This is a genomic window from Fructobacillus papyrifericola (assembly GCF_018437235.1).
In the GTDB taxonomy this organism is placed as follows: Bacteria; Bacillota; Bacilli; order Lactobacillales; family Lactobacillaceae; genus Fructobacillus; species Fructobacillus papyrifericola.
In genome coordinates this window covers 405,649-418,333 of record NZ_JAAMFJ010000001.1, presented here as the reverse complement: position 1 = coordinate 418,333, position 12,685 = coordinate 405,649, and the positions used below count along the sequence as shown (strand labels likewise).

General features: G+C 46.1%; 13 protein-coding genes and 1 pseudogene. 4 read left to right on the top strand and 10 right to left on the bottom strand.

Features of this window, described 5'->3' with window-relative positions; genetic code table 11:
• The first annotated feature begins 104 nt into the window (after positions 1–104).
• Complete coding sequence (purB, locus tag G6R28_RS01935; RefSeq protein WP_213792841.1) at positions 105–1,400, top strand: adenylosuccinate lyase; 1,296 nt, start codon at positions 105–107, stop codon at positions 1,398–1,400.
• A 44-nt stretch (positions 1,401–1,444) separates the two neighbouring features.
• On the opposite strand, the pseudogene G6R28_RS01930 reads toward purB, so the two are convergent.
• The 5 genes and pseudogenes from G6R28_RS01930 to proB form a co-directional block, all read right to left on the bottom strand.
• Positions 1,445–2,354 (bottom strand): annotated as a pseudogene (locus G6R28_RS01930) (GMP reductase).
• 193 nt (positions 2,355–2,547) lie between these two features.
• Positions 2,548–3,498: a phosphate/phosphite/phosphonate ABC transporter substrate-binding protein gene (locus G6R28_RS01925; protein ID WP_213792555.1), complete on the bottom strand. Its 951-nt coding sequence runs from the start codon at positions 3,496–3,498 to the stop codon at positions 2,548–2,550.
• A gap of 291 nt (positions 3,499–3,789) precedes the next feature.
• Positions 3,790–4,239 (bottom strand): GNAT family N-acetyltransferase, encoded by a 450-nt coding sequence (locus G6R28_RS01920; protein WP_213792554.1) that lies wholly within the window; start codon positions 4,237–4,239, stop codon positions 3,790–3,792.
• Positions 4,240–4,249: 10 nt separating this feature from the next.
• Positions 4,250–5,491: a glutamate-5-semialdehyde dehydrogenase gene (locus tag G6R28_RS01915; RefSeq protein ID WP_213792553.1), complete on the bottom strand. Its 1,242-nt coding sequence runs from the start codon at positions 5,489–5,491 to the stop codon at positions 4,250–4,252.
• Positions 5,488–6,279, bottom strand: coding sequence for a glutamate 5-kinase (gene proB, locus G6R28_RS01910; RefSeq protein WP_213792552.1), 792 nt, complete (start codon positions 6,277–6,279; stop codon positions 5,488–5,490). Before proB ends, G6R28_RS01915 begins: the two co-directional genes overlap by 4 nt.
• Positions 6,280–6,474: 195 nt before the next feature.
• On the opposite strand from proB, the gene G6R28_RS01905 reads away from it, so the two are divergent.
• Positions 6,475–7,626, top strand: coding sequence for an ammonium transporter (locus G6R28_RS01905; protein WP_213792551.1), 1,152 nt, complete (start codon positions 6,475–6,477; stop codon positions 7,624–7,626).
• Between the two features lie 36 nt (positions 7,627–7,662).
• On the opposite strand, the gene G6R28_RS01900 is transcribed toward G6R28_RS01905, so the two are convergent.
• On the bottom strand, positions 7,663–8,226 hold the full coding sequence (locus G6R28_RS01900; RefSeq protein WP_213792550.1) for an NAD(P)H-dependent oxidoreductase: 564 nt from the start codon (positions 8,224–8,226) through the stop codon (positions 7,663–7,665).
• A gap of 159 nt (positions 8,227–8,385) precedes the next feature.
• Between G6R28_RS01900 and G6R28_RS01895 the strand changes: the two genes are divergently transcribed.
• On the top strand, positions 8,386–8,832 hold the full coding sequence (locus G6R28_RS01895) for a DUF2798 domain-containing protein (RefSeq protein ID WP_213792549.1): 447 nt from the start codon (positions 8,386–8,388) through the stop codon (positions 8,830–8,832).
• A 67-nt stretch (positions 8,833–8,899) separates the two neighbouring features.
• On the opposite strand, the gene G6R28_RS01890 is transcribed toward G6R28_RS01895, so the two are convergent.
• Complete coding sequence (locus tag G6R28_RS01890; protein ID WP_213792548.1) at positions 8,900–9,091, bottom strand: hypothetical protein; 192 nt, start codon at positions 9,089–9,091, stop codon at positions 8,900–8,902.
• Between the two features lie 294 nt (positions 9,092–9,385).
• The gene (locus tag G6R28_RS01885) at positions 9,386–10,387 is read right to left on the bottom strand and encodes a YeiH family protein (RefSeq protein ID WP_213792547.1); all 1,002 of its coding nucleotides are present in this window, start codon (positions 10,385–10,387) and stop codon (positions 9,386–9,388) included.
• A 159-nt stretch (positions 10,388–10,546) separates the two neighbouring features.
• Between G6R28_RS01885 and G6R28_RS01880 the strand changes: the two genes are divergently transcribed.
• The gene (locus tag G6R28_RS01880; RefSeq protein ID WP_213792546.1) at positions 10,547–11,245 is read left to right on the top strand and encodes a YjjG family noncanonical pyrimidine nucleotidase; all 699 of its coding nucleotides are present in this window, start codon (positions 10,547–10,549) and stop codon (positions 11,243–11,245) included.
• A 38-nt stretch (positions 11,246–11,283) separates the two neighbouring features.
• Here G6R28_RS01880 and G6R28_RS01875 read toward each other — a convergent pair whose 3' ends face one another.
• Both G6R28_RS01875 and G6R28_RS01870 read right to left on the bottom strand, forming a co-directional pair.
• Positions 11,284–11,949 (bottom strand): SDR family oxidoreductase, encoded by a 666-nt coding sequence (locus G6R28_RS01875; RefSeq protein WP_213792545.1) that lies wholly within the window; start codon positions 11,947–11,949, stop codon positions 11,284–11,286.
• Between the two features lie 65 nt (positions 11,950–12,014).
• Entirely contained in the window at positions 12,015–12,671 is a 657-nt protein-coding gene (locus G6R28_RS01870) for a nitroreductase family protein (protein WP_213792544.1), read from the bottom strand.
• Positions 12,672–12,685 lie beyond the last annotated feature (14 nt).

Below are 12,685 nucleotides of genomic sequence, written 5' to 3'. Positions count from 1 at the left end.
TATATGATAATAAATTAAAAATATATTGATTTATACGTATTAAAACGAACAATAAAGTTATTTTTGTGATAAAATTTAGTTATTCAAGAGAATGGGGGAATATGATGCTTGATCGTTATGCACGCCCGGCCATGGCCAAAATATGGTCGATGGAGAACCAATATAAAGCGTGGCTAAAAGTTGAAATTGCCATTGATCAGGCCTGGGCCGAACAGGGACTCATATCATCTGATGAATTAAAGGCGATAAAGAAAAACGCTTCTTTTGATTTGGACAGAATCAAAGAAATCGAGAATCAGACGCACCATGACATTGTCGCTTTTACAAGGGCAGTTTCGGAAACGCTTGGTGCAGAGAAAAAATGGATCCATTACGGTGTCACGAGCACCGATGTCGTCGATACGGCAAACGGGCTACGCTTAAAGCAAGCCAACCAAATCATTCTAGAAGATTTAAAAAAACTTCACGCACTGTTAAAAGAGCAGGCCGTTCAATATAAAGATACGGTGATGATTGGTCGCACTCACGGTGTTCATGCTGAACCGACTTCTTGGGGGGTTAAATTAGCACGCTGGTACGACGAAATTGGACGGCATATCAAGCGTTTCGAACGGGCTTCTTCCGCAGTAGAAGTTGGTCAAATTTCTGGTGCAGTGGGGACTTTTGCAAACATCCCACCGGTCATCGAAGAATCAGTCTGTGACTTGCTTGGCCTCAAGAACCAACCAATTACCAGTCAGGTTCTACCACGTGATTTACATGCTGATTATCTTTCGACGATCACCTTAATTGGCTCTTCTTTGGAAAATTTTGCCACTGAAATCCGCTCCTTACAACGAACTGAAATTCGCGAAGTTCAGGAATTCTTCGACAAAAAACAAAAGGGTTCGTCCGCCATGCCCCACAAGCGAAACCCAATCGGTTGCGAAAATATCTCTGGTTTGGCACGGGTTCTTCGTGGATACCTCGTTCCAGCCTATGAAGACATTACACTCTGGCATGAACGGGATATCTCACACTCATCCGTCGAACGCATAGTTCTTCCCGATGCAACAACCTTGATTGACTACATGTTAACCCGCTTTACTAAAATTTTAGCCCAGCTTGAGGTTTACCCAAACCGGATGAAAGAAAACTTAAATAAGACAGGTGGTTTGGTTTACAGCCAACGTGTCTTGTTGAAATTGATTGACTCGGGGTTGAGCCGTGAAGCAGCCTATGACTTGGTTCAGCCTTTAACTGCCAATGCGTGGGACAAGGGCATTTCATTCGAGAAATTAGTCAAAGAGTCGCCGGAAATTAAGCAAAAGTTGAGCTCAGATAACTTGGCAGATGCCTTTGATTATAATTACCACCTCAGACGAATTGATGAGGTTTTTAAGCGCCTTAGAATTAACTAGCATCGAACAAAAAGAATCACCCGCATTAGCGGGTGCCTTCTTGTTTAGTAATCCGTTAAAACAGCGTAATCAACCGTTTTGAGACTGGTCAGACTTTTTCCTCCAGCATATGAGATTGCAGAGGAAAGGTCTTGCTCCATGGCTTTTAAAGTCTTTTCGAGGGAATCTTGTATTCGACTAAGAGGCTTTGACCCTCAACGTTGTGTTCATTTCCCTTTTGACGAGCTGAAGCAGAACCGTAGTAGGCTTTGTAGGCTTTGCAGTTTTTTTCGATAATTTCACCGGCGTCTCATCATGACCGGCAAACATGGAACCAATCATCACCATGGTTGCACCAAAACGAATCGACTTAGCAATGTCCCCGTGATGACGAATACCACCGTCTGCAATGATTGGTTTCGTCGCAACCTGTGCACGCTGAGAAAGGGCAGCAAGCTGCCAACAATTGGTCCCAAAGCCGGTTTTATCCTTTGTGATACATGCTTTCCCTGGATCAATGCCAACCTTTATTGCATCGACTCCGGCCGCTTCTGCTTCGACGATTGCTTCAGGCGTCCTCATGTTGCCAACAATTAGAAATGTTTCTGGCAACTTTTCCTTGATGTAAGCAACCATTTAAAAAACGTAATCGGAGTGACCGTGGGCAACATCAATGGTGCTGTATTCCGGTGTAATATTATTTGATTTAAATATGTCAATTAATTGATATTCGTCCTCTGTAATACCAAGACTGATTGATGCAATCAATCCTTTTTGTTGCATTGATTGAACGAAGTCAAAGCGCTGGTTCGGATTGAATCGGTGCATAACATAAAAGTAACCACGAGCGGATAACCACTCAGCTAGGTTTTGATCAATGACGGTTTCCATATTGGCGGGCATCACTGGAATCCGAAACGTGTGCTGACCGAGTTGAACGCTTGTATCTGCATCTCTTCGACTTTTAAAGCCCATAACACAGGCGTTTTAAACGAATAATAAAAGTTGTTAATTTAGGGGTTGCAATTCACCTAGAAATCTCTACTTTACATAATATATATTATCGAAAGTTAATGGTCTGTTGAAGAAGTTTCACCTTTCAAAAAGAATGACAAATAAAAAAGCAGACAACCGATTGGTTATCTGCTCCACTTATTTAGTTTTTCTTTTACTGAAGCTTAGCAACCGCTTTGTTGTTTTCACGGACCGAATCAAAGTTCGAATCACTCGTGTCAGAAACACCATCCCATGAGTAAATATTCTTCAAGACTTTCTTACCTTCGTCAGTCTTTGCAATCTTTTTCAGGGCTTCCTTAATTTTGTCCTGATCAGATGAGCTGAGGCCCTTACGAACGGTCACTGTATCGTTTGGAATGCCTTCCGTTGAGTACAGAATCTTCGTCTTATCGAAGATATCAGGCTGATCCTTTTTAACAACGTTTCGGGCGTCACCGAAGACAAAGGCAGCGTCGACATCGCCGTTCAAAACGGACAAAACGGCTTGATCGTGGCCCTTAACCTGGACGAGCTTCGATTCTTTGACGACGTTAATGCCCTTCTTGTTTAACTCAACGGCAGGATAGACGTAGCCGGCTGCTGAAGTTGAGCTCTGCATGGCAATCTTCTTGCCCTTCAAATCCTTGACTGAGTTAATGCCAGAATCCTTACGGACAATGACAAAGGCGTGATAGTTATTAACCAGTTTACCAGTTGATTCACCCGTATTATCGGTCTTAATGCCATAACGCGTTGATTGAAGAATGGCTTTTGCACCGTAGAGTTGGTGAGCATGAACATATGAATCCGGTGACAAGAAGGCCATGTCCGTTTTCTTTGAACCCAAGGCTTCAATCACGCTGTTACTGTTCGTTCCTAAAGAAACGTGCACTGGAATGCCCAGTTCCTTACCAAGCAGTGTTTCTAAGGGCTTGGCCTTCGCTGCCAAGGTATCGGAGTTAATCGATGGCACAAACTGAAGATTTAATTCCTTCATGTCCATCTTTGACGACTTCTTATTGGAATCAGAGGTCGACTGCGACTTTTTCCCGCTTCCGGTAAAGGCGAAAAACCCACCAATGGCAATAATTAGAACCGCGGCAGCAACAAGAATTTTTTTCATTTTTCTTTTTTCTCTCCTAAAAACGACAATAGAACAACAATATTCGTATTTGAACAATAAAATCGGTAAAATTTAAATCTATCGTTCGCTTACTCAATCATTATCAGGTATATTGAACGAATATTCAATAGAATTTAATAAAAATATCCTTTTTAAAAGCGAACGTTTCTTTTAAATTAATTTATTTTTAGTTGAAAAACGAATATTTACTCATTAGCGGCCCTCAAATAAAAATTGATAGTCACCCTCTTTGTCTGAATTAAAAAAAGCCATGCACAAATTGCATGGCTTTTATTGACATAGAAATTTATAGCTCTTTAACAAACTTTTTTGCAACTTTACTTCTTCAAAACCTAGCTTTTGATAAAAACGGTGCGCCCCAAGGCGGTTGGCCCCTGAATTCAGTCGAATTGCATGAATATTGCGACTCAAGGCCTCTTCTTCAAGCCACTGCATCAGTGACTTTCCAATCCCCTTTCCCTGCTGATCAGTGGCAACAGCCAAGCCCCAAACATTCAAAACATCCGCTGCATACAGCTCTCGATACAACTCAGCATGGACATATCCAAGCACTTGATGATTCATATCATCCTCAAAGACAGCGATTAAGTGGTGATTTTGGTCTTTTAACAATAAGGCTAATTGTTCTTTTGTAAATTCAACTGAAACATTGTAGCCCATTTCATCACGATTTATTTGGCATAATGCCGAAGCATCAGCTAACAGCGCTTCTCGAATCATGAAAGCCTCCTTAATTCCGCACCTGTCCCTCACCAAAGACCTCGTATTTAATGGTCGTTAAGGCTGGTAAGCCCATTGGGCCTCTTGCGTGCAGCTTCTGAGTTGAAATGCCGATTTCGGCACCAAAGCCAAATTCAAAGCCGTCCGTGAAGCGTGAGGAAACGTTTTGATAGACGACGGCGGCATCGACCTGCTGCATGAATTTAGCCACGTTTGCAGCGTTTTCAGAAAGAATGGTTTCTGAATGATGAGTCGTGTAGGTGTTGATCCAGTCAATTGCTTGGTCAACATCCTTAACAATATGAATGGCCATGATTAGATCGTTATATTCCGTCTCCCAATCAGGATCAGTGGCCGCTTCCACCCGTGAATCAATGGCTTGCACCGCCTGATCGCCACGGATTTCAACGCCCTTTTCCATCAAGGCTGCGACGACCTTTGGCAAAAAGTCAGCCGCAATGGCTTCATGAACCAGCAACTTTTCGGCGGCATTGCAGACGGCTGGCTTGGATGTTTTGGCGTTCACGATGACCGTGAGCGCCTCTTCTTGATCAGCTGATTCGTCGACAAATATGTGCGTATTACCCGCACCGGTTTCAATGACCGGGACTTTGGCATTTTCGACAACAAAGTCAATAAAGCCTTTAGAACCCCGCGGGATTAGTACGTCCACGTACTTTCTTAAGCCTAATAGTTCGTTGACGCTGTCATGAGACGTGTCTTCAATCAGCTGTACAATGGCCGGATTCAGTCCCTCTTGTTCCAGTGCTTTTTGGATAAGGGTCGCCAGGGCGATGTTTGTTTGAATCGCCTCTTTGCCACCACGTAAAATGACGGCGTTTCCGGACTTAATAGCCAGGGCCGCGGCATCAACCGTCACATTTGGCCGGGCTTCGTAAACCATGGCCACGACACCCAGTGGCACCGTCTTTTTAACAATCTTAAAGCCTGTTTCATGAACCCAGGACGGATAAGGACCGGCTAGTGGATCCTTTAAATCGATTAAAGAAAACAAAGACGAACTGATGCCCTTTAACACCGACGCATTAATCGTTAAGCGCTTTTGCATGGGGCCAGTCAGGTCCCCCGCCGTGGCTAAATCTTTTTGATTGGCGGATTCGATCGAAGCGTGTTCTTCTTCTAGTAAACGGGCGATTTGCTTCAAAACCGCGTTGCGCTTTTCAAGGCTGAGAGCCGCCACTTCTTGGCTGGCTTCTTTAGCACGAGCGCCCATTTCATCAATTTTTGTCATTTTGTTTCACCTTGAAAGTGTGTTCCGACTGCTTTGCCATGAATGACTGCAAGAATATTGTCAGGGTTTGATCCGTTGATCAGGGCCATCTGGTGCCCTTCTTGCATGGTTAACTCGGCTGCCGCCAACTTTGTTGTCATGCCGCCGGTTCCCAGTCCAGAAGTGGCGCCGGTGGCGGCTAACCGAAGTTCATCGCTGATGGTTGTCACTTGGTGAATGGGTTTAGCCGTCGGATCAATGTTTGGATTGGCTGTATAGAGTGCATCCACGTCTGAAAGAATGATCAAATCAGCGTCGATTTCTTTTGCCACTAGGGCTGCTAGACGGTCGTTGTCACCAAAGGAATGCTGGTGATCCAATTCATCCACGGCAATCACGTCGTTTTCGTTTACGATTGGGATTACGCCTTGCGAAAAGAGCTCCTGGATGGCTTCTTTTGTGTGCCCGAGCATCCCGGGGGTTTCAAAGACGTCGTAGGTTAACAGTACTTGGCCCACGGTTTGCTTATAAAAGGCAAAACTTTGGTTGTAAATGGACATGAGGTAGCCCTGGCCGATGGCGGCTAAGGCTTGTTGAGCAGGAATCTCGCTTGGCCGCTTGTCTAAGTTCATCTGATCAATGGCCACCCCGATGGCACCAGACGTGACAAAGAGAACTTCGCGGCCCTCCTTTGACAGAGCAGTCAGCACCTGCGCCAAACGATTGATCACCGGGTAGTTGACTTTGCCAGTCTGATCGACGATCGTACTCGTCCCAACTTTTACAACAATACGCTGCCACTTTGCCATTTTCATTTCCTCAAATGTTTTTCTTTTATTATAGCAAGAAAAGCCGTGAGAACAGTCTTTAAAAAGATTTTTTTATTAGAAAATCCCAATTTTTCACTCGCTCCCATGTCAGCAAACTTTCCGAATTTTACGCCAGCTGCCCCTGGTCGCCCTAAACTTAAGAAAATTACCGTTTGGAATATGAAAGGATTTTTGATGAATACTGGCGATACCGCGTTTATACTCCTGTCCGCCCTCTTAGTCTGGCTGATGTCTCCGGGCCTGGCCCTCTTTTACTCCGGGATTGGTGAAGAAGAAAACCGGACCTACATGTTAAAAGTCGGTCTGCTCATCATCGCACTGGTCCCCCTTCTTTGGTTTCTGCTTGGCTACGCCCTGGCCTTTTCAAGCAAAACCAGTCTTCATAGCCTCCTTTCCCTAGTTTGTCTAAAGGGACTTTCTCTTTCACAATCAACTCGTGGTCTCACGATCTCGGATGCCAGCTTTGCCTTTTTCCAGGGAACCTTTGCCATCATCACCGTCCTGATTATTACGGGTTCTGTCATCGGCCGGATGAAGACCAAGGCCTTACTGATCTTTTTGACTGGCTGGCTTTTGCTAGTTTATGCTCCCCTGGCCCGAATGGTTTGGAACAACGGCCTCATTGCGAAGCTGGGCGCCATCGACTTTGCCGGTGGAACAGTCGTCCACATTTCTTCTGGGATAACCGGGCTAACCTTGGCTATTTTGATTGGTAAAGGAAAAGAGGCTGTCCGACTTGCGCCAAAAGATGCTTACACCTTTGTCGGGGGTCTGCTACTCTGGCTGGGCTGGTTTGGCTTTAACGGGGGCTCAGCCCTGGCAGCCAACGGACAGGCAGCCTTAGCAATCCTGAACACGGCTTTGGCCTCTGCGACTGGCTTAATTGCCTACGCATGCATCGTTGAACGTCAAAAACGCCGTCTTCAAATGGCCGATCTCTTTAATGGCGCCTTGGCTGGATTGGTGGCCATTACACCAGCGGCTGGCTTTGTCAGTCCCCTGGCTGCCGTTTTCTTTGGGCTCTTAGCAGCTCCCTTAATTTTCTGGTCGATCACCAAGTTAAAGGATTATTTTGGCTACCAGGATACCCTCGATGCCTTTGGTATCCACGGCGTGGGTGGCATCTTCGGGGCTCTTTTGACCGGTGTCTTTGCCAGTCCGTCCTTTGGTTCGCCTGCAAAGGGACTGATTGATGGTCAGTGGCAACTTCTTTTCCAGCAATTCTTAGGCATTTCCATCACCATCGCCTTTACCGCCACCCTTTCCTACTGCCTGGCCAAAGTCCTGCAGCTCCTTATGGGCAGCCTTTCGCTAGAAAAAAACTAAACGAAAAAAACCGACCAGTCTGGTCGGTTTTTTTGCTTACACTTCCTTGGCGCAATCTTCGATAAAGGCCTGACGATTTTCCAGGACGTCTTTTTTGGTGTTCATGTTCCCCAAAACAAGGGTCTTTTTAACTTTAATGCCGGCAAAGCCAAGAACCAAGCTTTTCATCCGGTAAACGGCTGATCCAAAGATGGACTTGGTGTACCAGGCTGGTCCACGACTAGTAACAAAGAGCTTGGCCGTCTTTCCCTTCAACAGGTGCTGAATCTTCGTGGGTGATTCGTAGTGATAAGCAAAGCCAGGGGTGAAGGTCCGGTCGAAGAACCCTTTCAAGATGGCTGGTTCCGCCGCCCACCAAACTGGATAGAAGATGGCCAATTCATCGGCCTCTTTAATCAGTTCCTGATAGTGCTTTGGTTGACTCTCATCCTCCATATGCTGGCGGTAACCATAGGCCAAAATGGGATCAAAGTCTTCCTTGGCCAAGTCGATGACCTGCACTTCGTGGCCAGCAGCCTTGGCTGCCTCAATGTAATTTTCGGCATTGGCGTGCGTGAAGGATTGGGCGTCAGGATGCCCCTGGATGACTAGTAACTTCATATTCTTGCCTCTTCTCCTAGCTTTTTTGCTATTTTCAAGGACAATTTTACCACAAAGCCCCTTCCCAGCATTTTTTAAATGGTGAAAATGTAACAATTTGTAACTTACGAAGAATTTTTTTCTGTGCTAAGTTTAAAAAGCATGATAAAAGGAGAAAAAATGCCACGTAATTTAAAAGAAGAACTGTTTTTCATGTTGATTATGGCCGGCCTCATGGTTTTGGGAATGTCCATTTATAACGTTTACCTAGCAGAGGGATACCAGGAAAACTTCTGGTCAGAAATTTTGTTTGGCTACCCGATTGCCCTGGTTGTGGCCATGCTGCTAGACGGTCTATTGGTTGGCCCGCTTGCAAAGGCACTGGCTTTCAAAGTCATCATTCCACGCTTTAAAAGCAAGGAGGGCCTCCGGATCCCCATCACCATTTCACTGCTTATGGTGGCCGGAATGGTCAGCCTGATGTCCGTTTTTGGACTGGTCATTAACGGTAAGCCCCTGAGCGACTATCCAACAGCCTGGCTGTTAAACTTGGTTGTTGCCCTTCCCTTACAACTCGTGATCGTTGCACCCATTGCTCGTTTTGCCCTTGGAAAAGTCCAAAAGTGAAGATGCGTTTCATTAAAAAAAGGCCAAGCTGCTCGCTGAGAACAGGCTTGGCCTTTTTGCTTATTTTTTAGACGTGACGAGCACGCTTCTTCCAAGTGAAGAGAAAGTGCGTACCCAGATAAACGAGACGGAAGAAAACGACTTCTGCCGTAATGCTGGCCAACCAGTTGCTGGGGGTAAATCCATAGTAAGAGGAAACAAAAGTCGCGATGAAAACGACAAAGGTACCAGCTAGAATTTCAGGTAAGAATTTAATCATTGATGCCATTCTTTCTAAAATTGTTTCGGTAGAGAAGTTTGTTCTCGGTTACTTGCTATATTCAGATTAGCACCAGCAGGGCCAAAACCCCATTGACAGCAAAAGACTTTCCTTTCCGTTTCATCACAGCTGTTATATTACGTGTTATATATTACGTTCAAATTTCGACAACTTCTAAAATGAACAAAGAAAAAAGGACGGTTAAGTCTCATTTACTAAGGCTAACCGTCCTTTTTAATTCTTCTACTTCATGTTTCATTTGTAATGACCGTGTCAGTCACTTTGCTAATGAACTTACAAGAAGAGCTTGATTAGCAAAATAGCTAAGAGCACTTGGAGCAAGCCAACTAAAAAGCCAAAGGACAGGAATTTGACACCGGATTTTTTGATAACCGACCACTTCAGGTTCAAACCAATGGCAGCCAGGTTGACAACACCGAAGAAGGAAGCAATCTGATGCGCGACTTCGTGGACCACTGCTGGCAAAGTCGTCAACGAATTCAAGACGAGCAAGAGCACGAAGGCAATCAGGTACCAGGGTAAGAGGGTCAACTTCGCCTTCTTTTCTTCTTCAACAACGGTTTCTCCCGCTGACTTTTTAGCAATCGTGGCAAAGGAAAGCACGACTACCACTAGAAGCATCAGCCGTAGGAGCTTAAAGAGCGTGGCAAAAGTCACGACCGTTGGGTTGATTAGGGCTGCCGTTCCAACAACCTGGCCCACGGATTGGACCGTGCTACCGACCAAGGCCCCAATCAGTAAGTTATGGGAACCAAAGACCAAGTGGCTCAGAGCCGGCAAGGTCAGTAAGAGCAGCATACCCGTCAACGAAACCGTGGCGACGGCTGTTCGCCGATCATCATCCTTCGCCTGAATGGCAGGAGCCACCGCAGCAATGGCTGAGGAGCCACAAACAGCGTTTCCAGCCCCCATCAGCATGCTTTCCTTCAAGGAGACGTGGAAGACGTAGCGGCCCAGTAGAAAGACTGATCCAATGACCAAGACCATATTACAGATAATAAAGAGGACGCCTTGAATGCCTAATTGGCCAATCGTTTGAAAAGTCAGCGTCGAACCAAGCAAGGCAATGCCGATTTCGATTGGATACTTTTCCGACCACTTAACACCGGCCGCGTACTGATCAGCTGTGAAGAACAGGTTACCCAGTAAAATGCCGAGCAGCATGGCGATGCCTTCTGCTCCGACTTGTGGGAGATATTGGGCCAGAAATTGTGAGAAGGCCGAGAGGACCAAGACTAACAGGATTCCTCGAACTTGAGTTTGTTTGATTTTCATTCGTTATCCAGACTTTGTGTTTATTTTAGCAACGAATTATATTAAACACCTCTTATCCGCGCAATTCAAGCTCTTTATTAAAAGAGCAAAGGACTTCTTTTGTCTGAGACTCGCACCTGCTATAATTGAAGCATTCTTTGCAAATTAATGGAGGACAGCATGGCAATCAACACCTTAATCTTTGATTTGGACGATACGCTTTTAGACTTTCGCGGCGGTGAAGTACAAGACATTCGCGCCCTCTTTGAAAAGCACGCCAAGCTTTCGGGTCAGGCACTTGAGAAGGCCCTTCTCACCTACCAAGACATTAATCAAAAGCTCTGGCACCAATATGAAGAAAAGACGATTGACCGTACTGAAATCTTCGAAAAACGCTTTCCAGAAACCCTGGCTGCCCTTGATTTGGCCGACCAAGTCGATGCCCAGTTGATGGAAGAGGAATACGCCTTCTTGCGCGATCACAATTACCGGATGATTGATGGCGCAAAGGACCTCCTCCAAAGTCTCTCAGGCCGTTACACAATTTTAGCCGGTACCAACGGACAAGAAGAAACCCAGCTGCGGCGTTTAAAGGAAACTCGCCTAATGCCCTATTTTGACCAAGTCTTCACCTCGGAAAGTCTCGGAATCGCCAAGCCCGATGCCCGTTTCTTCGAGAAAATCTTTGCTGCCCGACCAAAGATGCAAAAAGAGCAAACGATTATGATTGGGGATGGCTTGAACTCCGATATCTTAGGTGGTCAAAACGCAGGAATTGAAACCATCTGGGTCAACTTACAAAAGCAGCCCCTCCCTGCCGATTTAAAGCCAACCAAAATTGTGCACTCATTAAACGAACTAAAAACACTCCTGCAGTAAAAAAAGAAGGACCGATTGGGTCCTTCTTTTTTTACTATTTAATCAAGTTTTTCAAAAACGGTCTTAATTGGCTCGTCACCGGACGTAAATTCAATTACGCGATTAAGGGCTTTGGGGTTGTGCAAGCTTGTGACAATCGCCTGGGCGACGTCTGCTCGGCTAACAGAGGAAGCGCCCGCCTGGCCATCTTCAATCAATTGCAAGCGACCTGTTCCAGCTGAATCACTCAGCGTGGTTGGCCGCAGGATTGTGTAAGGCAGGTTCGATTGCTGCAAGAAGCGGTCAGCATAGTGCTTCATCATGAAGTAAGTGTAGATGCCGGACTTTTTCCAAATGACCCGGTTATCGGCACCGGCTGCCGAAACCATGACAAACTGTTTCACACCAGTCTTTTCGGCGGCTTCCATGGCTTTCACAGCACCATCCAAGTCGACTTCGGTTGTTCGTTCGGCACCACCCTTCCCACCGGCACCGGCGGAAAAGACGACTTGATCAATCTGATAATCCGTCAAGATCTTCACCATGTCCTCAGCAGACATCGTCAAATCGAAGAGAACCGGGTTCAGCCGATCCTTTGTTTCTAGATCCTCAAATTGATTGGGACTACGGAAACCAGCATAAACTGTATCGCCGGCCTCAACCAAGTCCAAAGCGGCCAAGTGGCCGACTTTACCATGGGCACCGATCACTAATACCTTTGCCATGAATGACACCATCCTTTCCTTTGCTCTACTTGTATTTTAACAAAGTACGAAACGTCTGTTAAGACCTAGTCCTTGATGGTCAAAATGTCTTCTTTGCGCATCCGCTGGCTTCGGATTTGGTTCAGTGGGACTTTTTCATCGAAATAACCCAGGCCGATACCCAGAATTGGCACGCGGTCGATTGGCAGTTCGAGTGCTTCGGCCAACTGCTCTGGGTACTGCACGTACTGGTAGGCAGGAATGGAACCAATCCCCTTGTTGGTTGCCGCAAGCATCAGTGTCTGCGCAAAAATGCCAAGGTCAACCAAGGACCAGTCGGAGTAGCCCTTTGGCAAAGTCAGGTAAACAACCGCCTGAGCTTGATAGAGCTGACTGCCCGTCTTGCCCAGTTGGTCCGAACCGTTGTCACCCAAGGCAGCAGAGACCGACTGGAACCAGCCCTTCATGTTGCTTTGTGCGGGTTCCGGCCACTCGTGAATGGGCCGGTATGGAATGATTGGCTGACTCTTGACAGCTTCATCCGCGTTTAGGGCGGCATGCCTATCACGCATCTGTTCGAGCCGGTCGCCGATGGCAACCACTGCCCCAACTTCTTGAGCGTTCACCCAGGAAGGACTGCTCTGCGCCTCTTCAACCAGGTCAAAAAGAGTCATTTGGTCAATTTTCTTTTCCGAAAACTGACGAACGGAGTGGCGATTGGTCAACACTTTTTCAAAATCCATACTGTCTCCTTTCA